Here is a 26211-nt window from a genome sequence, read left to right as displayed (position 1 = left end):
CATGTCCCGGCAACAGCGCCAGGCCCTCGACGAGATGCTGCGGCACGGCCCGCTCGACCTCGGAGGGGACGTGGCCCAACAGCGCGCCCTCTTCCACGACATGATGACGTCCATCCCGTTGCCGCCCGACGTCTCGACCACCGAGGGCGAACTGGGCGGCGTACCGGTCGTCACCGTCGAGACACCGGAGAACGACCCGGCGAGCGTCCTGCTGTATCTGCACGGCGGCGCGTACGTCATCGGCTCGGCGGCCGACGCCGCGGGTCTGGCCGCCGAGGTCTCCCGGCGCACCGGCGCCCGCGCCGTCTGCGTCGACTACCGGCTGGCCCCCGAGCACCCGTTCCCCGCGGCGATCGACGACGCCCTCGCCGTGTACCGGGCGCTGCTCGACGACGGAATCCCCAGTTCCGCCATCGCCTTCGTCGGGGAGTCCGCGGGCGGCGGTCTCGTCGCCGCGACGCTGGTCGCCGTGAAGGACGCGGGCCTGCCCCAGCCCTCCTCGGCCACGGTGTTCTCCCCGTGGGCCGACCTGAGCGTGTCCGGCGGCAGCGCGGTGAGCAAGGCGGCGGTCGACGCCTCACTGACCCCGGAAGGCCTGCGCACCCGCGCCCGCGACTACCTCGGCACCACGGACCCGACCACGCCGCACGCCAGCCCCGTCTTCGCCGATCTGACCGGCCTGGCACCCCTGTTCATCCAGGTCGGTTCGTACGAGATCCTCATGGACGACGCCGTACGGCTGGCCGCGCGCGCCGCCGAGCACGACGTCCACGTCGAACTGCAGGTCTGGCCCGAAGTCCCGCACGTCTTCCAGGCGTTCGCGGCGATGCTCGACGAGGGCGCCGCCGCGCTCGACGCCGCCGGAGCCTTCATCCGGACCTGGTGGGCCGACGGCGCCGACGCGGACAAGCCCGACGAGGAGGTGCCGGCCGGGGCGGCGTCGTAGTCCCGCGAAGGCCGACAGAGCGGACCGGTGGAGAGGACGGAACGGACCGGCGGAGAGTAAAGACTCCGCCGGTCGGGGGGCGAACGTCCGTTCCAAGTCCGCCAGTTGAACGACAATGTTCTCCATGGCTACGACGAACCACTTCGGCATCGCTCTGCGGGGGTGGCGCGAGCGCGTGTCACCGCGGGACAGCGGGCTGGAGGCGGGCGGGGACCGGCGCATCCCCGGGCTGCGCCGGAAGGAGCTCGCCCGGCTGGCCGGCCTGTCGGTCGACTACGTGGTCCGGCTGGAACAGGGGCGGGCCCGGAACCCCTCGGCCCAGGTCGTCACCGCACTGGCCAGGGCGCTGCGCCTCGAACCGTCCGAGCGCGACCACCTGTTCCGCTGCGCCCACCTCGCGCCGCCCTCGGCCGGGAACGTGTCCCGGCATGTCCCCGCGAGGGTGCACCGGCTGATGGGGCAGCTGGTCGGCAACCCCACCGCGGTGTTCGCCGCCGACTGGACCCTCATCAGCTGGAACGGGATGTGGAACGAGCTGGTCGGTGACCCACGGACGTACGGCTGGAGCGAACTCAACCTCGTGGCCGGCATGTTCCGGTCCAGTGACGGCCGGCGGCGGGAACCGATCGCGGCCTGGCCGGTGCGGTCCTGGGCGGGCGACGAGGTCGAGGAGGAGGACCTCGTCGCCGACCTGCGGCTGACGGCGGCCGCCCATCCCCATGACGCGCGGCTCGCCGCCTTCATCGACCGCATGCTGGACGACAGCCCGCGCTTCGCCCGCCTCTGGTCCAACGGCACCGCCCGTACCAACGTCGGCGACCGCAAGACCGTCGAGCACCCCCGGGTGGGGGACATCAACCTCGACCTCGACGTCCTGATGGCCGCGGGCACCGACCTCAGGATCGTCACGTACACGGCGGCGGTCGGGACGACCGACGCGGAGAAGCTGGACGCTCTGCGCGCCGCCTGTCCGGAGCCGGGTGGGGGCCTGGCCCACGCCATGTCGGGCCGCGACGCCCCGAGTTGAGGACGAGGGCCGCGGCCCGTCAGTCCTCTTGGTCCCCGTCCGCGGCGGACAGGGCATCGGTGATCAGACGGGTGGCGAAGGCCTGGTCGTCGGTGATGCGGTTGATGTGCTCCGCGAGCAGGAAGGCCGTGGCCTCCAGCGGAGTCATCTCCTCCTTGGTCCAGTCCCCGTACTGCGCACGCCACAGGTTCGGGCTCAGCCCGGTGCCCGCGGCGATGACCAGCCCGGCCATCATCGGGATCGCCTCCGGGCGCACACTCCTGGGCATCATCCGCATCGTGGCCACGAGGCTGGGCACCACGTACTCGAGGACGTCCTTCTCGTGCTCCTCGTGAGCCTTCCGCAGCCACGTCATGAACATGTAGATCAGCGTGCAGGTGCCGTCCAGCATGTCGTTGAGCCCCTTGGGCCCCAGCGTCGCGACGAACTGGTCCATCAACGCCTGCTGTTCGGGATCGGTCCCGCTCTTCCCGTCGTGCACGGTCTTCAGCCGGGAGTCGATCATCATGATCGCCGCACCGACATCACCGACGGGAGCGTACGCGGGATCGCAGGGCGACGACACAGGAATCCTCCTCGGGTGGCTGCGGTGGGTAACTCCGCGTGTTCGTACAGTAGATGGCGGGTGTGGTCAGGGACGGGGGTTCGTCGGGTTTCACGGCTACGGGGTGCTGGCGGAGTCGGGATTCTTCCGATGAGCGGGGGAGGGCTCGCGCAGTGCGCTCTCGAACGCGGGCCGATGGGCGGACGTGTGGGCGTACTCCCGCTCGGACCAGTTGACGCGGGCGTCGGTCAACTCGTCGTCGCTGGCCGCGTGTTCGGATCGGCTGAGTCGTGCTCGCCACCAACTCGCGTTACGCGTCTGCCGGTTGAGCATCGCGTCGACGAGCTTGCGGCGGTCGGAGGCGTCGAGCCCGTAGGCATCGGCGAGGACTCGTACTTGGGCTGCTTGCACTGCCGCGGGCGGGGCGGTGGGACGGGAGGAGACGCACCAGGTCCAGGCCGCGTATCCGACGTCTTCGAGGGGGTCGCCGGGAGCGGCGGTGTCGAAGTCGATGAAGGCGTAGGGCAGGCCGTCGCGGAACACGGTGTTGTTGGGCCCGGGGTCGTGATGGCAGACGACGGCGCACGGTCCGGCGAGCGCGCTGCCACGCGTGGCGTCGTGCAGGGAACGGAGCAGGGCGCCGGCCGCGGTGACCTGCGTGTCGGTCCAGTATTGGAAGCGCGCGGGCACATGGCCGGGCAGGTAGGTGAAGGTGTCGCGTCCGGCTTCGTCGCGGCCGAGGTGGCGTGGCGCTCCGGGGAACCCGCGCTGTTCGAGGTGGCGCAGGAGCCGCGTGACGAAGGGCGAGGCCTGCGTGACGGGGCGGCGGACCGTGTCGCCGACTCGTACGACGCCGGGGGTGATGCGGCCTCCGGGCAAAGGGATTTCGCCGACTTCGGCGGGCGGGTGCGACTGCTCCACTCATCGGTCCCTTCTCGGCTCAGGCACTGCCTGGTGTCCTCGGACGCTGAAGCGTTCCACGAGCCTCCTCAACGTGTCGAAGGCCGCCCCGGCCGGGGCGGCCCTGGAGGGCGTGGACCGTGCGCTCGGGGTGGTTGCCCGAGTGCTCCTGGCTCCGCGAGGCGATCCATTCCCGTTCGGTCAGGGCGGCGACCGTGTTGTAGAGCGTGCCCCGGGTGATCGCGGCGGCGTGGTTGTCGCCGCGTGTGCGGAGTTCGGTGAGCAGCTGGTTCGGGCGCTGTCGGACCGGTCCGCGTCGTTTGTTACGCTCCCCAGGCCTCCCGCGGGGGAAGTCCGGTGAGAATCCGGCGCTGACCCGCAACGGTGTGCGTGGCGACCCCGGTCGTCGCGCGAGTCCGATCGCCCGTGGGTGGCGCGACCCGTTGACTGCTCGCCGTGGACTGCGAGAGGGGACCGAGCGGCCGGCACGGTCGTCCGGGCTGTCTCCTCGATCGAGGCTCACCAGGCGGCCCCAGGTGAAGGACCGCCGACCGTGCTCCGACGTCCGAGAACCGGCTTTGGCCGTGGCCAGAGTCCAGGGCGTGATCCCCGCCGGATACCCCAACCCCTTCTGCTGCTCGGGCTGTTGCTCCTGCTCGGACTATCCCTCGTGTGCGGCGTCGGTCTCGGCGCTGCCGGGATCGGCACGGCGGACATGTTCCGGTTCCTGTGGGCCGGGGTCACCGGCGGGACCGTGCACGCCTCCGACGCCGCCGCGTACACGATCGTCTGGGAGATCCGGCTGCCACGGGTCGTCCTCGCGGCCGTCGTCGGCGCCGGACTCTCGGCCGTCGGCGTGGCCGTCCAGGCCATGGTCCGCAACGCGCTCGCCGACCCGTTCGTGCTCGGCATCTCCTCGGGCGCCGCGGTCGGCGCCAACGCCGTCATCCTGCTGGGCGCGTTCGCGGGACTGGGCGTGTGGGCGCTGTCGGTGTCGGCCTTCGCCTCGGCACTCGCGGCCATGGTCCTCGTCTACGCCGTGGCCCGCTCGCCGCACGGTCTCACGCCGCTGCGGCTCATCCTGACGGGGACCGCGCTGGCGTACGGCTTCGAAGCCGTCACCACCGTGATGGTGTTCGGCGCGGCCCGGGGCGAGGCGGCCCGCTCGGCGATGATGTGGCTGCTCGGGAGCCTGGGCGGAGCGACCTGGACGCAGGTGCCGGTGGCCGCCGTGACCGTGGCGGCCGGCTGGGCGTGGCTGCGATGGCGCGCGGAGTCGCTCAACGCGCTCGCCATGGGGGACGAGACGTCCGCCGCGCTCGGCGTCCAACCCGCCCGGCTGCGCCGGGAGTTGTTCCTCGTGACCGCCGCCGTCACCGGGACCGTGGTCGCGGTCAGCGGAGCCATCGGCTTCGTCGGGCTGATGGTGCCGCACCTCGTACGGATGCTCGTCGGCGCCGATCACCGCAAGGTCCTCGCGGTCGCGCCGCTCGCCGGAGCCGTGCTCCTGGTGTGGGCGGACGTCCTGTCCCGGCTGCTGCTGGCGCCCGCCGAACTGCCGGTCGGCGTGATCACGGCGGTCGTGGGAGTGCCCGCGTTCCTGCTGCTGATGCGGCGCGGCGGCTATGCCTTCGGGGGGAGTTGATGAGGCTCGACATCGAGGGGCTGTCGGTCGACGCGGGCGCCGTGCGGCTGGTGGACGACATCCGGCTCGCCGTGGACAGCGGGGCCTTCGTCGGGCTCGTCGGCCCCAACGGCAGTGGGAAATCAAGCCTGTTGAGGTGTGTGTACCGGGCGCTGCGACCGGCCGACGGCGTGGTCCGGCTCGACGGCGACGACGTACACGCCATGGAACCACGTGCCGCCGCGAGGAAGTTGGCCGCGCTGCCGCAGGAGTCGTCGGCCGAGTTCGACTTCACCGTCGCCGAGGTGGTCGCCATGGGACGACTGCCCCACCGGGACCGGACCGCCGCCTCGGACCGCGAGATCTGCGCCGAAGCCATGCGGCGCACCAGTGTCACCCACCTCGCCGACCGCGGGTTCCTCGCCCTGTCCGGCGGTGAGAGACAACGCGTCCTGATCGCCCGCGCCCTCACCCAACGACCCCGCGTGCTCGTCCTCGACGAACCCACCAACCACCTCGACATCGCCCACCAGTTGGACGTGCTGTCACTGGTCCGCAGCAGTGGCCTGACCGTGCTGGCGGCCCTGCACGACCTCAACCTCGCCGCCGCGCACTGCGACCTGCTGTACGTGATCGCGAACGGCCGGATCGTCGCATCCGGCCCGCCGCACGAGGTCCTGCGACCCGCCCTGCTCGCCGAGGTGTTCGGGGTCCGTGCGCACCTCGTACGGCACCCGGAGACCGGCGCCGTCCAGCTCCTGTTCGACCTGCTCCCGCCCGCCTCCTGAAGGACAACCACCCCCATGCGCAAGCTGTTCGCCGCCGCCCTCTGCCTCACCGCGACCGCCACCGCCGGGTGCGGCGCCACGGTCGAGCCCACGCCGCAGAACGCCATGTCCTCCGCCGTCACCCTCACCAACTGCGGCCAGAAGGTGACGTACAAGACCGTCCCCAAGCGGGTCGTCACCAACGACGTCGGCATCACCGAGCTGATGTTCGCCCTCGGCCTGGAGAACCGCATGGCCGGGTTCGCCATGCCCGACGACAAGGGCGACCTGACCGACGTCCCCTGGAAGGACGGCTACCAGAAGGTGAAGTGGCTGTCCAAGGACCAACTCACCAAGGAGAACGTCCTCGACGCCCGCGCCGACCTCGTCTTCGCCGGCTGGAACTACGGCTTCCGCGACGACAGCGGCTTCACCCCCGACGCCCTCAAGAAGCTCGGCATCCCCACGTACGTCCTCACCGAATCCTGCCGCAACGGCCGCACCGACACCTCGCGCGGCATCATGCCGCCCCTGAGCGCCCTCTACACGGACCTCACCAACCTCGGAAAGCTCTTCGGCGTCGAGCAGCGCGCGGCCACCCTGATCGCCGACTTCAAGAAGCAGATCGCCGCCGTGCACACCAAGGCCCCGGCGAAGAGCCCCAAGGTCTTCCTCTACGACAGCGGCCAGGACTCCCCGTTCACCTCCGGCCGCTACGCCGCCCCCGACCAGATCATCAGCGAGGCCGGCGGCACCAACGTCATGCACGATGTCAACGACTCCTGGACCACGGTCGGTTGGGAGACCGTCGTCCAGCGCGACCCCGACGTCATCGTCATCTGCGACTACGGCGACGTGAGCGCCGAACAGAAGAAGAAGTTCCTCCTCTCCTACGCCCCGCTCCGCAACGTCTCCGCCGTCAAGCACCACCGCGTCTTCGTCCTCGACTACGTCGACCTCGTCGAAAGCCCCCGCAACCCGTCGGCCATCGCCCGCCTCGGCGCGTATCTGCGGACGGTGGCGACGGCGAAGGAGACCGACTAGGGCCCGGATCAAGGCGACTGGCGCAGGGCGGCACCCATCCACTCCCGGACGGCCACCGCCCGGTCCCGGTCCGAGACCGGGTCCGGCCCGGGCGTGCCGTTGATCGTCGCCACGAGGGAGTGGTACCTGGTCAGCAGCTTGAGGCCGCTCGCCTTGGCCGGTCGCCGCGCAGCCGCTCCGCCCCGGTCGAACCCCGCCATGGTGCGCCGCGCCTTGTCGACGTCGATGTCGTGGCCCCCTCTCATCGCGGCGGCCAACTCGGCCGAGTCGGCGGCCACGCGCTCGGCGAGGTCCCGGGCCTGGGGCGAGTCCGCCGCCACACCGGCCTGTTGGGCGGCCCGCGCCTCCAAGAGGAGCTTCCGGTGTCTCTCGACACGGGCCGTCATCTCCGGTGAGGCCATCAACTTGCCCTGCCCGGTGCCGAAGGTGCGGTGGAAGAAGTCCCGCAGCGCCGCGCGGGGCTCCTCGTCCCGCACGAACTCCGCGAGTTCGATCCAGGACTCCAGCTGCTCGGTGGACGGGTCCTCCGGCAGGTGCGGGCGCAGCCTGTGCAGCCGCTCCACGTAACTGGGATGCACGTCGAGACCGTCGCTCACGAAGTCCCAGAACTGGGCGACGAGTTGGTCACGGTCGTCGTCGGACATCGACACGAGCTTGTGCATCAGGCTCACCTGTTCCGCCGTGGTGTGCTGCCGCGTGATGGTCCGGAGTACGGCGCGACGCGCCCGGAACTGCCTCAACTGGTCCTCGACCAACAGCAGATGCGTGACGGCGAGGTCGTGCAGGCTGGTCTCCGCGGTCAGCACGCGGCGGATGTCGTCCAGGCCGGCGCCCAAGTCGCGCAGGGTGCGCACGAGTTCGAGCCGGGCGACGGCGTGCACGTCGTACCGCCGGAAGCCGCCCTCGGTGAGACCGGTGGGCGTGACGACGCCCTCGTCGGCGTAGAACCTGATCGCGCTCACGCTCAGGCCCGTGCGGCGGGCGACGTCCCCGATGGAGTAGAGCTCACGTTCGTTCACACCCGGCACTATGGAATCTCAAGTGACCTGAGAGTCAAGGGTGTTGGGTACGGACCGGTCCCAGGCGAACCCCCGCACGCCCTACGGCTGAACCGCGCGCACCTGGTCGTAGCGACCCAGGAAACGGAACGCGCCGTCCCTGAGCTGGTACAGGAACCCGGTGTTCTCCGGGTCCAGCGCGTGAGTCGTGCCTTGGACGAAGCGGATCGGCTTGGCCACCCCGTCGTACGCGGTGTGGAAGAGGCGCTCCGCGACCTGCGCGGGTTGGATCGCGGTGGTGGTCCCGAGCGCGTCCAGGGCTCGGGCGATGAGACCGACGGCGTCGTACGCCTCGGCGGACCATCGGCCGGGTGGTTCGCCGTACCGCGCCCGATAGGCCGCGGTGAACGCCTTCGCGGCCGGTGCCGTGGCCGACTGTGCTTCGGTGTACGGCGCTTGGAAGACCCACCCCTCGGCCGCCTGCCCCGCCGCCGTGAGGAAGCCGGCGCGCATGACCGGCTCGAAGCCGGTCACCGCCCCCGTGAACCGGGCCGTGGCCAGGGCCCGGGCGCAGGCCGCCGCGCGGCGCGGTGACGTGCCGCCGTAGACCACCGCCTGCGGATGTGTGGCCAGCGCGCGGGAGACGGCCGGGCCGAAGTCGGTTGTAGTGGCGGCCACTTGGTGGATGGTGACGGTGCCGCCGCTCGGCGGTGTCTCGACCAGGTTCCTGCTGACGTCGACGGCCGTCTCGCCCGCCGCGTCGTCCTGGATGACCGCCGTGCGGTGGCTGGGGCGGGTCCTGGTCAGGTAGGAGAGGATCGGCAGGGTCCGTGAGCTGTCCGACGCCCTCGTCACGCACAGGGTGCGCAGTGTCGTGGCCGACAGCCCGGCCGCGTCGTCGGCGGCCGACACCAGGACCACCGGCATGGACGCGGCCGCGTAGAGCGGGGCGGCGGCGTGGGCACCGGCTGTGGTGCTGGGGCCGATGACCGCGATGACGGATGGCCGGGCGAGCACGCGGTGGGCCGTCGTCCGTGCTCGGGCCGCGTCGCCGCCGTCGTCGTACGGGACAAGCGCGAGGCGGTAGGTGACGTTCTTGCGGGCGTTGTGGGCGGCGACCGCGAGTTGTGCCCCCTGCATCTGCGCTTTGCCCAGGGTTTTCTGAGTTCCCGTCAGATCGGCGTGCAGGGCGAGGGTGTGGGTGGGGATGTCGTGGTGTGATCCGCTCGTGGTGGGGTGTCCCCGCGCCAGCAGCACGACCGCGCCGGTGCCGGACGCGGCGAGTACGGCGGCTGCCGAGCCGCCGATCGTGAGCATGCGGCGGCGCGAAAACCCCTGTGCTGTAGGGGCGTTCGGTGATTCGGGCGGCCCTGCGGTGCGAGGTGGCGGGTCGAGGGCGCGGGCCGAGCGTTCGGCGACCAGGCGCAGGACGGCGGGCGGCAGCCAACCGGGCGCTGCGGACGGGCCGTTGTCCGTCAGCGCGGAGCGGACCTCCGCGGCTGTCGGCCGCAGCGCGGGGTCTTTGGCGAGGCAGGCGTCGATCACCGTCCTCAGGGGCGGCGGGAGTTGAGCCAGGCCGGTGGTGTCGTGGGGTTCGTGCACCGTGCGGTACAGGACCGCGGGTGCCTCGCCGGTGCCGAACGGGCGGCGGCCGGTCGCCGCGTACGCCAGCACGCAGCCCAGCGAGAACAGGTCGCTGGCCGGACCGACCTCGCCGCCGCGGCTCCGGGTCTGCTCGGGGGAGAGGTAGCCGGGGGTGCCGACGACCGCGTCGGGAGCGGTGAGCGCGGTCGTGCCGGCTCCCTTGGCGATGCCGAAGTCGATGAGCCGGGGGCCGTCGGGGACGAGGAGGATGTTGCCGGGTTTGACGTCCCGGTGCACCAGGCCCACCGCGTGCAACTCGCCCACTGCCTCGGCCAGTTGCGCCCCGAGCGTGACGACCGTGTCCGCCGGAAGCGGCCCGAGTCCGTCCACCGCCTCCGCAAGCGAAGGGCCGGGGACGAACGCCGTGGCCAGCCACGGTTCACGCGCCTCGGTGTCCGCCGCCGTCACCGCGACCACCCAGCGGCCGGTGAGCCCGGTGGCCAGCATCACCTCGCGCCGGAAGCGGGCGCGGAACGCGGGGTCGGCCGCGTACTCGGCGCGGATCACCTTCAGGGCGAGCAGCGAACCGTCGGCGGTACGGGCGAGGTAGACCACCCCCATGCCGCCCGCGCCGAGCCGGGCGAGCAAGCGGTGCCCGCCCAGCTCCTCCGGATCCTCGGCCCGCAATGCCCGCATCCCGCCGCTCCCGTGCCGTGTGTCAGGAGGCGGACAGTCCCACCGGGCCGGTATAGACGAAGCGACCGTCCTTGACCTGGTAGTGCTGCACCTGCCGGGTGATGAGCTGATGGTCGGCGTCGAACGCGTACGTGGTGACCAGCCCCCTGAACCGGGCCTTGGCGAGCGCGTCGGCGACCTGGGGGCGGCTGGGACGCTTCGCGGCCCTCCCGGCGAGGGCCGTGAGCCGGTCGGCCAGGAGGCGTGTGACGTCGTACGCCTCCGCCGCCCAGTCGCCCGGCGCACCGCCGAACCGCTTGCGGTAGGCGGTGGCGAACGGTCGTACGGCCGCCGCGGCCGGGTCGATGTACGGAGCCAGGACCTGCCAGCCCTCGCTCGCATGGCCCGCCGCCGAGATGAAGGCGGGTGTGGCCGACGGAGTGTCCAGGAAGCGGGGGCCGGTGAAGTCCCTTGCGGCCAGGGCGCGGGCGAGCGGGGCGGCGCGTTCGGCGGTGCCGGTGTAGTAGAAGCTGTCGACGCCGTGGGCGAGCATGTCGGCGACCACGGTCGACACGTCGGGCGCGAGAGCGGGGACGACCCGGGCGTACAGGGCCACACCGCCCGCGCCGGTCGCGCTGTGGACGACGTTGACGGACTCCATGCCGGTGATCCCGCCCGCGCGATCGACCAGCAGCCCCGGACGGCGAGACCCCTGCGCGGTCAGCGCGGTGACGGTGGCGAACGCCGAGTACGCGGCCAGCGGAGCGGCCCGGAAGTATCGTCGCGGCTTCGCCAGGAGGGCCGACTGGACGGCGGAGACCGAGAGTTCGGACACCGTCACCAGGGGCAGCCCGGCACTCTCGTACACCTCCACGGCACTCTGTGCCGAGGCGTAACCGGTGGGGCCGAGCACGGCGAACACATCGCGGTCCTGGGCGAGTTGGCGGGCCACGGCCTGGGCCCGGGCCGGCTCGCCCCGGTCGTCCAGCACGCGCAGGGCGAGCGGGAACGGCTTGTCCTCGCGGGCGTTGAACTGCTCCACGGCCAGCCGCGCGGCCCGCTCCTGCGTCGTCCCCGCCGCCTTCAGCGGGCCGCTCAGATCGGCCTGGACACCGATGGTCCAGGCGCGTCGGGTGGCCGAACTCGCCGGTGTCTTCGTGTCGTTGTCCCGCAGGGCCGCCCACAGCGCCGTGCCGCCACCGGCCGCGAGCAGCGCCGTACCGCCCGCTGCGAGGGCCAACACCCGGCGGCGTCCCGGTTGTTGGGGTTCCGGCTCGCCGGAGATCTCGGTCGGCTCGATACCGGGCAGCGCCAGCATCTCCGCCGACCGGTCGGCGACCATCCGGACCACCGGGTCCGGCAGCCAGCCGATCGAACCGGCCGGCGCATCCTCCACCAACTCCGTGTCAAGTGAGGTGAGTTGGGGTCGTCGCTCGGGCTCCTTGGCGAGGCAGCGCTCCAGCAGGTCCCGCAGTTCGACGTCCTCGACGCCGTCCAGATCCGGCGCGTCGTGCACGGTCCGGTACAACAGGGCGTCCGCCGCACCGGTCCCGAACGGCAGCCGTCCGGTCGCCGTGTACGCCAGCACGCAGCCCAGCGAGAACACGTCGCTCGCCGGACCCACCGGCAGCGCTCGTGCCTGCTCCGGGGAGAGGAACCCGGGCGTGCCCACGACCATGCTGTCCGAGGTCAGCTCCGTCTCCCCGGCCGCCGTGGGCCGGGCGATCCCGAAGTCGATCAGCCGCGGCCCGTCCAGCGCGAGCAGCACATTGCCCGGCTTGACGTCCCGGTGCACCAACTCCGCCTGATGCACGGCCTCCAGCGCCCGCGCCAGCACCTTGCCCAGCACCCGCACCACCCGCGCCGGAAGCGGCCCGCACTCCGCCACCGCCTCGGCCAGCGACGGCCCCGGCACGAACGCGGTCGCCAGCCAGGGCGCCGGGCCCTCCGTGTCGGCGCCCAGCACCGGCACCACCCACGGGCTGTCCACCCCGCGCGCGGAGTCCGCCTCACGCCGGAACCGCGCCCGGAACTCCGCCTGTTGGGCGAACTCGGGCTGGATCACCTTCACCGCGGCGAGGTCACCGGCTTCCCCGCGCGCGAGGTAGACCACCCCCATGCCGCCCGCACCCAGACGCCCCAACAGCCGGTATCCGCCGAGCCGCGACGGATCGGAGGGAAGCAGCCGCTCCATCACGACCCGCCTTTCGTGCCGGACGCGGACGCACTCGGCGCACCGGACGCCGACCCGCCCGAGCGGCCGATCTCCTGCTGCACCCGCAGCAGCATCCTCGGAAGCACCTCCGCCACAAGGGAGTTGAGCTCCTCCTGGCTGCGGCCGCGTCCGCCGCACACGGACGTACCGCTCACCACCGAACCCAGCACGGCCTGTTGCCACCAGTACGGGTACGGGCCGCCGTGCGTGTCGCTGACGCACTGTCCCGTCTCCAGGAGCAGATCGTCGCCGCTGGTGTTGCCGCCCTCGCCCCGCGCGAACGACAACGACTGCAGTCCCGTGAGGCGTTCACCCGGCCGCTGGGTCTGCTCCGTGCAGTCGAGGTCCTCCTCCAGCATCCTGGCCTGTTCCCACGACGCGTCCAACGCCGTGCGGTGCACGGTGACCGTGGCCGACAGCCGCACGGCCCCCTTCGCGCCGGACGCGGGCACCTCGAAGTGCCGGGTCAGCGTGGCCAGCGCGTCGTCGGGCAACGGGCGCAGCCGCCACAGGCAGTCGTCACCCAGTACCGCCCACCGCGCCGGGTCACTCTCGTACGGCGTCGCCCGCACCACCCCGGTCCCGAACAACTCCGGTCCCGAGATGACCTGTTGGACCAGCGCCCGAGCCTGCGCCGCGGTCTTCGGCTCCCTGTTCGGATCCGTCGCGGGGGTGGCCGACGCCGTGGGCGGTAAGTCGGCCGTACTGCTCCGGGCCGTCCCGGGTGACGTCGTCGGCGGTGACGCGGGACCCCCGTCACCGCCCGTGCACCCCAGCAGCAGGCCCCCGCAGACCGCCGCCACCCCGCCGACACGCAGTGCTCTGGCATACGCCACGACGTCGCCCCCTCCACGGCCTGCCGCGCGGCCGACCCCATGCCACTACCGATGCGCTCGGGCACGGGACGGTTCCCCGTCCGCCGCGGCTGTCACCGGCTTCGCACAGGATGCGTACAGTCGCGTCGATGGTAGTGCCCATGGGCCTCAACTCACCCTGTGCAGAGGGATGTTCGGAGCGGCGGCGGACTCACCTGACGAGTTCGGTCGGCTCGTCCAGCTGCGTCAGCTTCTGCGGATTGCGCACCACGTAGATCCGGGTGACCCGGCCGTCCTCCACCACGACACTGATCGCGGACGGTTCGCCGTCGAACTCGATCCGGCCCGCCGGTTCACCGTTGAGCCACACGGGCGTGGTGTCGAAGGCGGCCACCACCTCGTGTGCGCGGGCGAGGATCGGCGCCACCACCTCGACGCCGTGGATCGGGGCGAGCGCGGCGGGGACCACTCCGCCACCGTCGGTCACCAGCACCACGTCCGGTGCCATCACCTCCATCAGCTCCTGCACCTGCCCGGTCCGCAGGGCGCGCAGGAACCGTTCCACCACAGCCTGCTGCTCCGAGCGGCTCACCCGCACCCGCGGTCGCCGGGCCGCCACATGCTCCCGCGCCCGCCGCGCGACCTGCCGCACCGCCGCCGCGGACTTCCCGAGGACCTCGGCGATCTCGCCGTACGGCAGCTCGAAGACCTCGCGCAGCACGAACACCGCCCGCTCGGTGGGCCCGAGCGTCTCCAGCACGGTCAGCATCGCGATCGAGACACTCTCCGCGAGCTCGACGTCCTCGGCGACATCGGGAGTGGTCAGCAAGGGTTCCGGCAGCCACTCGCCGACGTACTCCTCACGGCGGCGCGACACCGTGCGCAGCCGGTTGAGCGCCTGCCGGGTGACGAGCCGGATCAGGTACGACCGCGGGTCACGCACCTGTGACCGGTCGACGTCGGCCCACCGCAGCCAGGACTCCTGCAGCACGTCCTCCGCGTCGGCCGCCGACCCGAGCATCTCGTAGGCGACGGTGAACAGAAGGCCGCCGTGCGCGACGAAGGGGTCCTGGGTCATGCCGTCGACGCTACGTCGTGGTCGCCGGCGTTCCCCGTCCGCGGGGCCAGCGGGATCTCGCACGCGTCCGAGTAGCCCTGCGAGGTGATCCCGTGCGCGGTGTTGCACCGGGCCGCCATGTTGGCGAAGCCGATGAACACGGTGAGTTCGACGAGCGCGGCCGGGCCGAGCCGCTCCAGCAGGCTCTTCGACAGTTCGTCGGTCACGGTCGGCGGAGTGTTCGTCATGGCCTCCGCGTACGCGAGCACGTCACGCTCCAATGGTGTGAACACCTCCGACTGCCGCCAGCGCGGCACCTGGCTCGCCTTGGCCAGGTCCAGGTTCTGGTTCAGCGCGAGGAAGTAGTTGACGTCGAGGCACCAGCCGCAGCCGACCTGGGCCGCGACGGCCATGTGCGCGAACGTCTTGAGCCCCGCGTCGGCCGCGTCCCACGTGCCCACCTCGGCGGAGAACCGCTGGTTGGACGCGGCGAGTCGAGGCTGGTTCCACAGCACTTCGACGGGCTCGGGCACGGCCCCGAGCTGCTTGATCATGCTCTCGCGGAGCTCGGCGGGAAGCTCGGCCTTCGGAACGCGAAGCGTCACGGTGTCCTCCTTGTACGTGGTGTACGTGTGCCTGGGGGCGGTTCGCCATGAAGACACCGGCCGGCCCGCGGATGTGACATCTGGACCGGGCGCTCGGGCCGGCCACCGTGCTTGGCCCCTTCGCGCGGGGGTACCCGGCCGACATGATGATCGCCGAGAACGAACACGTGGACCTCGCCGCATCCGGTGCCGCCATGGGCCTGGTGGTGGCCTTCGCCGGTGGTCTCGTCATCGTCGCGCTGCTGGTGTGGGCCGTCCGGCTGGGCATCAACGTGCGGCAGCGGGAATCGGCGCCGCCGCGGCCGGACGAGCAGCCCCGGCTGCCGGAATCCGGTGCCGTCGGGGAGATCCGGGAACAGCGGGAGCCGGACGAGATGCCGCGCACCCCCGACGGCGAGCGGCTCCTGCCGCACGACCTCAACCACTCCGGAAGCCGGCGCAGCGAGAACCAGGAGCGTCCGCGCTGGAACGAGGGGTCCGGCGGTTCCTGATGGCCGGCACCCGGAGCACGGCCGGCACCCGGACCGTGCGGGCGGGCCACCGTAACCTCGACATCCACCGGCCCGACAAGGTGCTGTTCCCCGCCGACGGGAACGGCAAGGAGTACACGAAGGGCGACCTCGTCGCCTACTACCGGGCCGTCGCCCCCTTCATGCTGCCGCATCTGCGCGGACGCCCGCTGATGCTGGAACGCCACCCGGACGGCATCGACGGCCCCCGGTTCATGCAGAAGAACGTCCCGGCGCACTACCCGGACTGGATCAAACGCGTCGAGGTGTCCAAGGAGGGCGGCACCGTCACCCACGTCGTCTGCGACAGCGCCGCCACGCTCGTGCACCTCGCCGACCAGGCCTGCATCACCCCGCACCGCTGGCTCTCCCGGGCCGGTGCGCTCCACCGCCCGGACCGCCTGGTCTTCGACCTCGACCCGGCGGACGGAGAGGGCGGGGACGACTTCGCCGTCGTACGCCAAGCCGCCCTGCTCCTGCGGGAGTTGCTCGACGAGCTATGGCTGCCGTCCGCGCCGATGACCACCGGCTCGCGCGGCCTGCACCTGGTCGTGCCCCTCGACGGACAGCAGGACTTCGACGCGGTACGCGCCTTCGCCAAGGACGTCGCCGACCACCTGGCCGAGGCGCACCCCGGCCGGCTCACCACCGCCGCACGCAAGAAGGACCGCGGCGACCGCCTCTACCTCGACATCCAGCGCAACGGCTACGCGCAGACCGCCGTCGCCCCCTACGCGGTCCGCGCGAAACCCGGGGCCCCGGTCGCCGTCCCGATCAGCTGGGACCAGCTCGACGACCCGGACCTCGACGCCCGCCGCTGGACCATCACCGACGCCGTGGACCAGGCCCGCACCAACCCCTGGGCGGGACTGGCGAGTCGGGGGCGCTCCCTCGCCCCGGCCGGACGGCGACTGGACGACCTGCGCGGCTGAGTGACCAACGCCTCGAAACGAAGATCAACCAGGACGACTGAGGGCTCTTCCGCGGGGTACTCACCGGTTCATGCGAATGAGTGTGGTGGACGTGGGTTCAAACACGGTCCGGCTTGTGGTGGCGGACCTGGAGGACGGCGTACCGCTGCCCGTGCACACCGCCAAGTGGAAACTACGGCTCTCCGAGCGCGTCGGGCAGCCGTACGGGGAGATCCCCGAGGAGTCCGTACACCACCTCGTGCAGGCGGTGGCGGCCGCCGCCGAGACCGCCCGGAGCTGGGGTGCGGCAGGCCCACTCGCCTTCGCCACGGCGGTGGTCCGCGGCGCGCCGAACCGGCTCGACGTGCTCCGCGCGGTCCGCACCGAGACCGGCGTACGACTGTGCACGCTGCCGGGCGAGGTCGAGGGCGAGCTGACCTTCCTCGGCGCCCGCCGCTGGATGGGCTGGCGCGCCGGACCACTCGCTCTCTTCGACATCGGTGGCGGATCCTTCGAAGTCGCCTTCGGGCGCGGCCGGTTGCCCGACTTCGTCGCGTCCCTGCCGCTCGGCGCGGGCCGGCTGACCCGGGACTTCCTCTACGGCCAGGACCCGCCGCCCGAGCGCGCGGTGAAGGCGCTGCGTCGCGAGGTACGGCACCAACTGCGCGACGTGGCCGCACGGATCCGCTGGGAAGGGCCCCGCACCACAGTCGTGACCTCCCGCACCTTTCAGCAGCTGGCCCGGCTCTGCGGTGCCGCTCCCGGACGCCAAGGTCCCTTTGTGGAACGGCGGTTGGCGCGGGCGGACCTGCGCGTGGGCCTCGACCGGCTGGCCGTCCTCGCCGCCGCCGACCGGGCCCTGCTCCCCGGTGTCTCGGCACCGCGGGCCGCGCAGAGCCTGGCCGGAGCCGTGGTCGGGCACACGGTCATGAAGCTCACCGGCATCAAGACCGTCACCGTCTGCCCCTGGGGCATCCGCGAAGGAGTGCTGCTGCGCTACATCGAGGACGGCGGCGCCTGGTGGACGGAGATGACACGACGCAGCGACGACACCGAGGCGGCGGGAGCGGTCGCCCTGCGGATCGCACCGGTGCCGAAGCCGAGACCCGCCGGCGGGTAGCCGATGTCCGCGCCCCGCCGGCCTACGCCGGGCGTGAGATCTCGGTGACCGCCGTCGAGATCCGCTGTTGCAGCTGCTCGGGCAGCGGCGCTCCGTTGACCGAGTCGACGAGTTCCTCGGCCAGTTGATGGAGCTTGGTGTTCGTGCGCTGGGAGACGTCGACCAGGACGCTCCAGGCGTCCTCGCGGCTGAGACCGAAGGAGGCCATCAGGACTCCGCGGGCCAGGTCGATGACCGGCCGGGTCAGCATCGCGCGCTTGAGCTGCACGACTTCGACGCGCAGCTCCTCGGCCTCGTCGGACACGCCGTTCTCCTCCATCGGGTCGTGCGTCGTGGGGGAATGTCCGTGCCAGGAGCCGGCCACCCCGTCGGTGGTCGCGGGTTCTGGAGCGTGACGGAACAGGGACGATGTGCCGGTGATCGCGAAGAGCCGCTCGACCCCTGCGCCGGCGGCCCGGACGCGGAGTGTCTTGCCGTCCGCCAGGGCGATCGCGCGCAAGGACAGCAGGACGTTGAGCCCGGCGCAGTCGCAGAAACCGACTCCGGCCAGGTCGAGGTCCAGCCCTCCGGATGACCGGGCGAGGGCCAGCCGCAGCGCGCGCCGCACCGTTTGTTCCGAGTCGATGTCGATCTCCCCGGAGACCACGACGACCGTCCGGGCACCGGCCGGCCGCGTCTCGATCTTCAGGGAGGCGGAGACCGGCGGGGGATCCGCCGTGGAGGACGGGTGGTCCACCGTGGGCACGGGGGACACCGCGCATATCGTCCGCACCCCGCTCCTGAGAGGAGCGCTACGTTCGTGTTCTCGCATGGCAGCCGCTCCTGAGGCATCCGCCCTGTTTTCTGCGCGGTCAAGTCTTGCCCGCCGCATTTAGCGCGTCAAGATATACACGAAATTTGTTTCGTGTCTCGGGATACGTGAATGCCTGGCCCTATGCTGGGGGGCATGGACGGAGTATCCGAGACGCACACAGGATGGACGTTCCTCACCAGCCATGCCCGAGTGCTGGCCGCGATCGCCGAGGACCGCCGTACCCGAATCCGTGACATCGCCGTGCGGTGCAGGCTCACCGAAAGAGCCGTACAGAAGATCATTTCCGATCTGGAGCAGGACGGCTATCTCACCCACACGCGGGAGGGGCGGACCAACGCGTACCGCATCCAGCCGGGCACCATCCTGCGGCATCCGGCCGAGGCCGGGATGACCGTCGAGGCGCTGCTCTCCACCCTCGCCCAGCACGACGACCGCCGCGAGCATTCGACCACGGCACCGGCCGAGGAGCGGGACTCCGAACTCGCCGAGTGACCCGTCGGGTCGGGGCGGGGATGGTGCGTCCGCGCATCGCTCACGCGTCGCTCCGTCCCGTCGGCGTCACGGGGCCGCCCGCGAGCGCCGGGTCGTTCCACTCCTCGGTGCGGGTCGAACACCCGGAACGCGGCAGGCCTTGCAAGAGCGCTCAGCCGGTCGCTTCTGCGTTCCTGGATTCGCTCCACCCGCCTGATTGGTCACCTTTCGTCACCATTTGGCGGCCAGGAGTCATTGCCTTCGCACATGTGTTTCAGGGTGCGGTGCGGGGGAAGGCGCAGGGTGAGTGCTTCGGACAGGAGGCACGTCCGTGGGGCCCGGTGTATGCCGGATCGCGGGTGTGTTCCGCCTGGTCGGTGCGTGCCCGCTCCCATGGGGACCGTCCTTCGACAACCCCTTGAGGGAGTTGTGAGCACCACCATGGACACAGTCACCACCCGGAAGCGCCATCCGCACGACGACGCCCCCCGCACCGCCGCCGCCTTCGCCCGCCTCTCGCACCTGCCCGCCGGACCCGAACGGGACACCCTGCGCGACGAACTCGTCCGCGTCTGGCTCCCCATGTCCGAACGCATCGCCGGCCGCTACCGGGGAAAGGGCGAGCCCTACGAGGACCTGCGCCAGGTCGCGGCCCTCGGCCTCGTCAAGGCCGTCGACGGCTACGACCCCGACCGCGGCCACGCCTTCGAGAGCTATGCCGTCCCGACGGTCACCGGCGAGATCAAGCGCCACTTCCGCGACCACATGTGGGCCCTGCACGTGCCCCGGCGCGTCCAGGAACTCCGCAACAGGGTGCGCGTCGCCCTGCGGGACCTGTCCGCGACGGGGCCGGACCGGCGCCCGAGCGTCGCCGAGATCGCCGAGTACGCGCAGCTGAGCGAGGAGGACGTACAGGCCGGTCTGGAGGCGCTGGACAGCTTCACCGCGCTCTCGCTGGACGCCGAGACGCCGGGCGAGGACGCGGGCATGACGCTCGTCGGCCTGCTGGGGGAGTGCGACGCCGGATTCGACCTGGTCGTCGACCGCGAGGCGGTCAAGCCCGCCCTGCGGACACTCCCCGAGCGCGAACGCACCATCCTCTACCTCCGTTTCTTCCGCGGCATGACCCAGAGCCGCATAGCGGAGCATCTCGGCGTCTCCCAGATGCACGTCTCCCGGCTGATCACCCACTCCTGCGCCACGGTGCGCGAACGCGTACTGGCCGACGCCGCCTAGCCGCGCCGGGAAGGGGAGGCCGGCCGCCCCGCGATGTCGCTCCTGGGGCGGCCGGTGGCGGGCTCACTGCCGAACCCTCCCGGGAGCGGTTGGGCAGCTTGCCGCCCTCTTCGGACTACCGGGCTGGGGCCGGTTCAAACAACAACCGGCCCACTGGTCGACGCGTCGCACGGAATCGCGGACGGGCGGAGCCGTGTCGTCCGCCCGCTGTGTCCGCGTGGTCACAGGCCGGTGAGGAAGGGGGTTCCTCGCCGGCTCCCAGGTGGCCGTCGTACCCTCAACTACGCGGAACGCAGGGCCTGTTGGGGCGCTCCGCCGACGGTCGGGGCGCGTGCGTACGGGACCTCCTGGCGTACCGGTATGCTCTCGACTGTTGTCTGACGGCAACTATGGTCACATGAGACGGTTCGGTGGGGAGGGTAGGGCCATGGTGGTGCCACAGCCGCAGGCCGACGACCTGTTGTCGGTGGGCGGCGAAGGGGTCGGCCCGGAAACCTGGGTGGCCTGGCAGCCCGCCGTCCTGCTGGTCGAGGACGACGCCGGTGACGCGCTGTTGGTGGAGGAACTGGTCGCCGACAGCGCGCTGAAGATACGTCTGCAGTGGGTGCGGTCGATGGCCGAGGCCGCCGAGGTGCTCGCGGACGACGTACCGGACTGCGTCCTGCTGGACCTGCACCTGCCGGACGCCCAGGGACTCGAGGCGCTCTCCCGGGTCCGGGCGGGCGCCGAGCGGGCCGCTGTCGTGGTCCTCACCGGCCTCGCCGAGGAGGAGACCGGACTGGCCGCCGTCGCCGCCGGCGCACAGGACTACCTGGTCAAGGGCCGGGTCGAGCCGGGCCTCTTCGGCCGGGCCGTGCGCTACGCGATCCAGCGCAAGCAGGCCGAGCGCGCGGCCGTGGCGCTCCAGGCCAGCCGCATGCAGGCCCAGGAGAACGCCCGCCTGGAACGGGGCCTGCTGCCCCGCCCCCTGCTGCGCGGCGAGGGCGTCGAAGCGGTGGCCCGCTACCGCCCCGGCCGCGCCCAGGCGCTGCTCGGCGGTGACTTCTACGACATCGTGCAGAGCGTCGACGGCACGGTCCACGCGGTGGTCGGTGACGTCTCCGGGCACGGGCCCGACGAGGCCGCCCTCGGTGTCGCGCTGCGCATCGCCTGGCGCACGCTGGTCCTCAGCGGTGTCACGGGCGCCGAACAGGTGGCCCGACTGGAGGAACTCCTGGTCGCCGAGCGCGCCCGAAGCGAGGTCTTCGCCACTCTCGTCAGTCTCGTGGTCGCACCCGGCGCGCGCACGGCCCGGGTGGTGCGGGCCGGGCACCACGGGCTGCTGATGCGGGACGGCGGCCGCGTGGAGTGGGTCGAGCTGCCCGGCGGCCCGGCCCTGGGCGTGGTCCCCGGCCACGCCGACTGGCCCGTCGAGGAACTCGCCGTACCGACGGACGCGGCCGTGGTGCTGTTCACCGACGGTCTCTTCGAGGGTCATGTCGGGCGCGGCTCGGAGCGCCTGGGGGAGGACGGGCTGCTACGGCTCGCACGGGAGCGGGCCGCCCTGGCACCGGAGCCGTTCGTCGACGAACTCATCGCCCGCGCCGAGGGGTTGGCGGAGGCGCAGGGCGGCCTGGCGGACGACGTGGCCGTGCTGCACCTGCACTGGACATGAAGCACCTGCCCCGGACGTGATTCACCGCGCCGGAAACGAGCAGGTGGGACGAGAGGGTGTCGAAACGAGACGAACGGTGAGGTACATGACGGGCGGTACAGGGATCGGGCGTCGGCTGACGGTGCAGGGATGGTTCTTCCTGGCGCTGTCGCTCATGGTGCTGCTGGTCGTGATCGGCACCGCGATCGGCGCCAACCTGCTGAGCCAGACGGCCCGGGTCACCGACGATCTGCTGCTGCGCGTCCAGCCCTCCCAGACCGAGGCGTACCGGCTGCAGGCCGCCCTGGTCAACCAGGAGACCGGCATTCGCGGCTACGCGATCGCCGCCGACAAGCAGTTCCTCACCCCGTACACCGGCGGCAAGCAGGACGAGGCCCGCTCGGCCGCGCGGCTGCGCGCACAACTCCGTGACCGGCCCGAACTGCTCGCCGATCTGCGGGCGGTGGAGCGCGGTGCGGCCGCCTGGCGGAAGGACTACGCCGAGCCCCTCGCCGCCGCCGTCACCCCCGGTCGTCCGGGCGCCGTCGACCAGGCCACCGTGGACAGCGGCAAGCACGAGTTCGACCACCTGCGCACCCTCTGGGCCAAGCAGAACGCCGACCTCGCGCAGGCCGTGAAGGAGGGCCGGGCCCACCTCGCCCACCAGCGGACGGTCCGCGACTCCGTCCTCAGCGCCATGGTCGCCGGCTTCCTGCTGACCGGCATCGCCCTCGCCGTCCTCGTGCGCATGCTCGTGACCCGGCCCATCGAAGCGCTGAGCAAGGCGTCGGAACGGGTCGCGGGCGGCGACTTCGCGCACCGCATCACCGGCGACGGCCCGGTCGACCTCATTGCGGTGGCCGGAGCCGTCGAGGGCATGCGCAGACGGATCGTCGCCGAGCTCGACGCCTCCCGCGACCAGGAGGAGATACTGACCCGACAGGCCGCCGAGCTGGACGCCCAGGCCGTCGAACTGCGGCGCTCCAACGCCGAGTTGGAGCAGTTCGCCTACGTCGCCTCGCACGACCTGCAGGAGCCGCTGCGCAAGGTCGCCTCGTTCTGCCAGCTCCTGGAGAAGCGCTACGGCGACAAGCTGGACGACCGCGGCCTGCAGTACATCGACTTCGCCGTCGACGGCGCCAAACGCATGCAGGTCCTCATCAACGACCTGCTCACCTTCTCCCGCGTCGGACGCCTCGACGACACTCGGGAGAAGGTCGGCCTCGGCCCGGCGCTGGACAAGGCCCTGCGGAACCTCGCGGCGGCCGTGGAGGAGTCGGAGGCCCGCATCGACCGGCCCGAGACCCTGCCCGAGATCGTCGGCGACCCGACGCTGCTGACGATGCTCTGGCAGAACCTGGTGGGCAACGCCCTCAAGTTCCGCCATCCGGACCGCGCCCCGCACGTGACCGTCACCTGCGACCCCGACCCCGACAGCCCCGGCATGTGGCGCGTGCGGGTCGCCGACAACGGCATCGGCATCCCCGAGGAGTTCACCGACAAGGTCTTCGTCATCTTCCAGCGGCTGCACAGCCGCGACGCCTACGGCGGCACGGGCATCGGACTCGCCCTGTGCAAGAAGATCGTCGAACACCACGGCGGCCGTATCTGGATCGAATCCCGCGTCGGCGAGGGCACCAGCTTCTGCTTCACGCTCCCCACCGGCGAAGAGACCACCGAAGCCAGCGGCAGCACTGACGCCACCGCCGACACCACCACGGACGACAAGGCCCTTACATGACCCTCCCCGGCGCGACCCCGATCGACGTCCTCCTCGTGGAGGACGATCCGGGCGACGAACTGATGACCCGCGAAGCCTTCGAGGACAACAAGATCGGCAACACCCTCCACGTCGTCCGGGACGGCGAGGAGGCCCTCGACTTCCTCTACAAGCGCGGTGAGCACACCGACGCCCCGCGGCCCGACCTGATCCTCCTCGACCTCAACCTGCCGAAGTACGACGGCCGTCAGGTCCTGGAGAAGATCAAGTCCGACCCGGAGCTGGCACACATCCCCGTGGTCGTCCTGACCACCTCCTCGGCCGAGGAGGACATCCTGCGCAGCTACAAACTGCACGCCAACGCCTACGTCACCAAGCCGGTCGACCTCGACCAGTTCATCGCCGCGGTCCGGCAGATCGACGACTTCTTCGTGCAGGTCGTCCGACTGCCCCACCGCTTCGGCTGAGGCGCTAGGGTTTTCGTACGAGGTGATGAAGCGGGCGTCGAGTTGGTGAGGGCGATGATGTCGGAGGACGACCGGGCCGACGAGATCACCGGAGTGTTCCTGCACAGGCTGCCGGAGGACACCTGGTGGTGGTCGGACGAGATGTTCCGTCTGCTCGGCTACGAACCCGACGCCGTCACGCCCACCGCCAAGCTGCTGCGCGGCCACGTCCACACCGAGGACCAGGCCGGCCTCGACAGCGCCCTGGAACACGGCAGGACCACCGGGCTCCCCTTCAGCTGCTACCTCCGCGTGGTCGGCACACCGGACGAGGAACGCAGCGTCGTCCTGGTCGGCGACGGCCGTACCGGAGACGACGGCGAGGTGGTCGTGCTGCGCGGGTTCGCCGTCGACGTGACGAAGTCCGTACGGCAGGAGGCACGGCGCACCGCCGACTCCGACATCGAGCGGGCCCGCGTCTCGCAGGAGGACATCGACCTCGCGCGCGGTGTGCTCATGGGCCTCTACGGCATCGACGCGGACGTCGCGATGCGCGTCCTGCGCCGCCACTCCCAGTACGCCAACGTCAAACTCCGCACGCTGGCCCAGTCCGTGCGCGAGGCCGCGCCCACGGCACCCGGCCGGCCGCAGCACGACCTGCACCAGCGGATCTCGGCCGTGCTGTACCCGGACCGGGACTGAGCGGGCGGCCAAGCTCCCGGGGAAGGGACCGCTTGGGGGTGTGAATCTCGGGTAGGCCACCCCCATGAGCGGCGAATCACCACACTGCCGACTTCTCTGAGGTGTCGAACACGTGGCACCGCACGGGGAGGCGGACCGGAAACCGGCGCAAGCGGATGGCACGGAGGCCGTCGCGGGCCGGATCGCCGATGCCGTGGACGGCCTGGCCGAGCTCTGGACCACGGCGGCGGCCGAGGCGTCCGTCCGGCTCTCACCGCATCAACTGCGCGCCCTGCACGCCCTGGAGGCCACACCGGGCGCGAACCTGACCATGCTGGCGGAACGGCTCGAGGCAGGGCTGCCCACGGTGAGCAGGCTGTGCGACCGGCTGGAGGCGGCCGGGCTGCTGCTCAGGGAGGCCGCACCGCACAACCGCAGGGAGATACAGCTGCGCCTCACCACGCACGGCTGGGATGTGCTCGCCGAGGTGGCCGAGCTCCGGTCCCGGGCGCTGACCGAGGTCGTACGGGGGATGGAACCGGACGACCGCGCGGCCCTGGAGCAGGGTCTGCGGGCGTTCGTCACGTCGCTCCGGGATCCGCCGCCCGACGAGGACGGGTGAGCGCGCGCCTCACGACGCGTCGGCGCCGCGCCCGTTCCAGTCCAGGCAGACCACGGCCGCGTCGGCGGTCAGGTCGGTGCTGCCGAAGTGCTCGACCAGGCTCGCCACCACCGAGCGCGCGACCTCCTGCGGAGCCTGTGTCGGCGCCGCGTCGAGCGCCCGGCGCAGCGCGTCCTCGCCGAACAGGGCGCCCTGCGGTGAACGGGCCCCGTGGACGCCGGTGCTCACCGCCACGAGCCGGTCACCGGGTCGTACGGAGAAGATCTGCTCCTCGTAGGCCGTCTCCTCGAACATGCCGAGCGGGAGCTGTGCCTCCAGTTCGATCTGCTTCACCGTGTCGCCGCGGCGGCGGTAGAGGCGGGGCGAGCCCGCGTCGACGGCCTGGACGGTGCCCGTCGCGAGGTCGAAGCGGAGCAGCAGGGTCGAGGCGTACACCTTGCCGCCGAACTGGGCGTACACGGCCTGGTCGGCGAGGCGCGCCTGGTCGGAGAGGCTCACACCGGCCCGGCGGGCGTTGCGCAGGGCGCCCACCGTCACGCTGGTGAGCAGCGAGGCGTCGATGCCCCGGCCCATGCCGTCGGTGACCGTCATGGTGAGCCGGCTGCCGTCGGTGCTCCAGTCGAAGTTGTCGCCGCCGACGGTGTACGCGGGCTCCAGATGGGCGCCGATCACGAACTCCGGGAGACCGCAGCCGCGCCCCGGCAGGAGCTGCCACTGCATCTCGGCGGCCAGCGTGAGCCGTCGCGTACGGCGGGTCAGGAGGTACAGGTCGGTGTCGCGCTCCGCCGTGGCGATCTCGTGGCCCAGCGCGGTCGCGAACTCGGCGAGCCCGCGCACCCCGGCGGCGTCGGCACCGGCGGCGGGCACCCGGGCGGAGAGGACGCCGAGCCGGTCGCCGCGCACGGTGACGGGCACGTACACGGTGGCCGTCGCGTCCTCGGCCGGTTCGACGACGGGCGTCTGCACGGTGAACGCCTGTCCCGCCGGACCGTCGTATGCGGAGAGGGGTTCGGCGGTGTCCGGCAGCGGATCGACCGGTCGCAGCACGCGCAGGCCGTAGTCGGCGAGGAGGAGGGCGACGTCCCGGGCTCCGGCGCGGTCACCCAGCAGGCGCCGGGCCGTCTCCACGAGAGCGTTGGGCGGGGCCGACCGCAACTCGCTCTCCACAGAGGGGAGCGACTCAGAGGTGCTCACGGCGTTCACCCTTCCGGCTCAGTGTCTTCACACTAGCGCCACGCCGGTGGGTG

Annotated in this window: 25 protein-coding genes and 1 riboswitch; of the genes, 15 read left to right on the top strand and 10 right to left on the bottom strand. The window is 71.8% G+C overall.

The annotated features are described in order from the left end of the window. Position 1 precedes the first annotated feature (1 nt). Together R2B38_RS47485 and R2B38_RS47480 are read left to right on the top strand one after the other, a co-directional pair. Entirely contained in the window at positions 2-946 is a 945-nt protein-coding gene (locus R2B38_RS47485; RefSeq protein WP_318022421.1) for an alpha/beta hydrolase, read from the top strand. Positions 947-1070: 124 nt separating this feature from the next. Next, complete coding sequence (locus R2B38_RS47480; RefSeq protein ID WP_318022420.1) at positions 1071-1973, top strand: helix-turn-helix transcriptional regulator; 903 nt, start codon at positions 1071-1073, stop codon at positions 1971-1973. Positions 1974-1992: 19 nt separating this feature from the next. Here the strand turns inward: R2B38_RS47480 and R2B38_RS47475 are convergent, their stop codons facing one another. Together R2B38_RS47475 and R2B38_RS47470 are read right to left on the bottom strand one after the other, a co-directional pair. Then, positions 1993-2538 carry a hypothetical protein gene (locus R2B38_RS47475; RefSeq protein WP_318022419.1) on the bottom strand — a complete coding sequence of 182 codons (546 nt, stop codon included), beginning with the start codon at positions 2536-2538 and terminating at the stop codon, positions 1993-1995. Between the two features lie 96 nt (positions 2539-2634). After that, entirely contained in the window at positions 2635-3438 is an 804-nt protein-coding gene (locus R2B38_RS47470) for an aminoglycoside phosphotransferase family protein (protein ID WP_318022418.1), read from the bottom strand. Between the two features lie 325 nt (positions 3439-3763). Beyond that, positions 3764-3843, top strand: a riboswitch (cobalamin riboswitch). 190 nt (positions 3844-4033) lie between these two features. Between R2B38_RS47470 and R2B38_RS47465 the strand changes: the two genes are divergently transcribed. The 3 genes from R2B38_RS47465 to R2B38_RS47455 are packed head-to-tail and all read left to right on the top strand — an operon-like array spanning position 4034 to position 6852. Continuing rightward, positions 4034-5062, top strand: a complete 1029-nt coding sequence (locus tag R2B38_RS47465; RefSeq protein ID WP_318023080.1) for an iron ABC transporter permease — start codon at positions 4034-4036, stop codon at positions 5060-5062. Further along, positions 5062-5829 carry an ABC transporter ATP-binding protein gene (locus R2B38_RS47460; RefSeq protein WP_318022417.1) on the top strand — a complete coding sequence of 256 codons (768 nt, stop codon included), beginning with the start codon at positions 5062-5064 and terminating at the stop codon, positions 5827-5829. The genes R2B38_RS47465 and R2B38_RS47460 overlap by 1 nt, the downstream gene beginning before the upstream one ends. A 15-nt stretch (positions 5830-5844) precedes the next feature. After that, entirely contained in the window at positions 5845-6852 is a 1008-nt protein-coding gene (locus R2B38_RS47455) for an ABC transporter substrate-binding protein (RefSeq protein ID WP_318022416.1), read from the top strand. Positions 6853-6860: 8 nt separating this feature from the next. On the opposite strand, the gene R2B38_RS47450 is transcribed toward R2B38_RS47455, so the two are convergent. The 6 genes from R2B38_RS47450 to R2B38_RS47425 all read right to left on the bottom strand — a co-directional run bounded on the left by R2B38_RS47450 (position 6861) and on the right by R2B38_RS47425 (position 14801). Then, the gene (locus R2B38_RS47450) at positions 6861-7880 is read right to left on the bottom strand and encodes a MerR family transcriptional regulator (RefSeq protein ID WP_318022415.1); all 1020 of its coding nucleotides are present in this window, start codon (positions 7878-7880) and stop codon (positions 6861-6863) included. Between the two features lie 72 nt (positions 7881-7952). Then, entirely contained in the window at positions 7953-10130 is a 2178-nt protein-coding gene (locus tag R2B38_RS47445) for a bifunctional serine/threonine-protein kinase/ABC transporter substrate-binding protein (protein WP_318022414.1), read from the bottom strand. Between the two features lie 22 nt (positions 10131-10152). Further along, complete coding sequence (locus R2B38_RS47440) at positions 10153-12303, bottom strand: bifunctional serine/threonine-protein kinase/ABC transporter substrate-binding protein (RefSeq protein WP_318022413.1); 2151 nt, start codon at positions 12301-12303, stop codon at positions 10153-10155. Next, on the bottom strand, positions 12303-13160 hold the full coding sequence (locus tag R2B38_RS47435; protein WP_318022412.1) for a hypothetical protein: 858 nt from the start codon (positions 13158-13160) through the stop codon (positions 12303-12305). Before R2B38_RS47435 ends, R2B38_RS47440 begins: the two co-directional genes overlap by 1 nt. Positions 13161-13350: 190 nt before the next feature. Continuing rightward, positions 13351-14217, bottom strand: coding sequence for an RNA polymerase sigma-70 factor (locus R2B38_RS47430; RefSeq protein WP_318022411.1), 867 nt, complete (start codon positions 14215-14217; stop codon positions 13351-13353). Beyond that, complete coding sequence (locus tag R2B38_RS47425) at positions 14214-14801, bottom strand: carboxymuconolactone decarboxylase family protein (RefSeq protein ID WP_318022410.1); 588 nt, start codon at positions 14799-14801, stop codon at positions 14214-14216. Before R2B38_RS47425 ends, R2B38_RS47430 begins: the two co-directional genes overlap by 4 nt. Before the next feature lie 143 nt (positions 14802-14944). On the opposite strand from R2B38_RS47425, the gene R2B38_RS47420 reads away from it, so the two are divergent. The 3 genes from R2B38_RS47420 to R2B38_RS47410 all read left to right on the top strand — a co-directional run bounded on the left by R2B38_RS47420 (position 14945) and on the right by R2B38_RS47410 (position 17341). Further along, positions 14945-15292, top strand: coding sequence for a DUF6479 family protein (locus tag R2B38_RS47420; protein WP_318022409.1), 348 nt, complete (start codon positions 14945-14947; stop codon positions 15290-15292). Beyond that, positions 15292-16242 (top strand): non-homologous end-joining DNA ligase, encoded by a 951-nt coding sequence (gene ligD, locus R2B38_RS47415; protein ID WP_318022408.1) that lies wholly within the window; start codon positions 15292-15294, stop codon positions 16240-16242. Before R2B38_RS47420 ends, ligD begins: the two co-directional genes overlap by 1 nt. 70 nt (positions 16243-16312) lie before the next feature. Further along, a complete protein-coding gene (locus R2B38_RS47410; protein WP_318022407.1) occupies positions 16313-17341 on the top strand; it encodes a Ppx/GppA family phosphatase in 1029 nt (342 codons plus the stop codon). Between the two features lie 22 nt (positions 17342-17363). Here the strand turns inward: R2B38_RS47410 and R2B38_RS47405 are convergent, their stop codons facing one another. Beyond that, a complete protein-coding gene (locus R2B38_RS47405) occupies positions 17364-18095 on the bottom strand; it encodes an anti-sigma factor antagonist (protein ID WP_318022406.1) in 732 nt (243 codons plus the stop codon). A 192-nt stretch (positions 18096-18287) separates the two neighbouring features. Here R2B38_RS47405 and R2B38_RS47400 point away from each other — a divergent pair, with 192 nt between their 5' ends. The 7 genes from R2B38_RS47400 (at position 18288) to R2B38_RS47370 (ending at position 24964) form a co-directional block, all read left to right on the top strand. Next, on the top strand, positions 18288-18647 hold the full coding sequence (locus R2B38_RS47400; RefSeq protein ID WP_318022405.1) for a helix-turn-helix transcriptional regulator: 360 nt from the start codon (positions 18288-18290) through the stop codon (positions 18645-18647). A gap of 420 nt (positions 18648-19067) precedes the next feature. After that, positions 19068-19862 (top strand): SigB/SigF/SigG family RNA polymerase sigma factor, encoded by a 795-nt coding sequence (locus tag R2B38_RS47395; protein ID WP_318022404.1) that lies wholly within the window; start codon positions 19068-19070, stop codon positions 19860-19862. Between the two features lie 427 nt (positions 19863-20289). After that, positions 20290-21516: a fused response regulator/phosphatase gene (locus R2B38_RS47390; protein WP_318022403.1), complete on the top strand. Its 1227-nt coding sequence runs from the start codon at positions 20290-20292 to the stop codon at positions 21514-21516. Positions 21517-21601: 85 nt separating this feature from the next. After that, complete coding sequence (locus tag R2B38_RS47385) at positions 21602-23236, top strand: sensor histidine kinase (protein WP_318022402.1); 1635 nt, start codon at positions 21602-21604, stop codon at positions 23234-23236. Then, the gene (locus R2B38_RS47380) at positions 23233-23682 is read left to right on the top strand and encodes a response regulator (RefSeq protein ID WP_318022401.1); all 450 of its coding nucleotides are present in this window, start codon (positions 23233-23235) and stop codon (positions 23680-23682) included. Before R2B38_RS47385 ends, R2B38_RS47380 begins: the two co-directional genes overlap by 4 nt. A gap of 54 nt (positions 23683-23736) precedes the next feature. Beyond that, entirely contained in the window at positions 23737-24363 is a 627-nt protein-coding gene (locus R2B38_RS47375) for a PAS and ANTAR domain-containing protein (RefSeq protein WP_318022400.1), read from the top strand. A 112-nt stretch (positions 24364-24475) separates the two neighbouring features. Next, positions 24476-24964 carry a MarR family winged helix-turn-helix transcriptional regulator gene (locus R2B38_RS47370; RefSeq protein WP_318022399.1) on the top strand — a complete coding sequence of 163 codons (489 nt, stop codon included), beginning with the start codon at positions 24476-24478 and terminating at the stop codon, positions 24962-24964. A gap of 9 nt (positions 24965-24973) precedes the next feature. On the opposite strand, the gene R2B38_RS47365 is transcribed toward R2B38_RS47370, so the two are convergent. Beyond that, complete coding sequence (locus R2B38_RS47365; RefSeq protein WP_318022398.1) at positions 24974-26167, bottom strand: PP2C family protein-serine/threonine phosphatase; 1194 nt, start codon at positions 26165-26167, stop codon at positions 24974-24976. Positions 26168-26211: the final 44 nt, after the last annotated feature.

The sequence above is a fragment of the Streptomyces sp. N50 genome (assembly GCF_033335955.1).
In the GTDB taxonomy this organism is placed as follows: Bacteria; Actinomycetota; Actinomycetes; order Streptomycetales; family Streptomycetaceae; genus Streptomyces.
The sequence above is the reverse complement of the archived record's forward strand: the minus strand, read 5'-3'. Positions and strand labels throughout refer to the sequence as shown.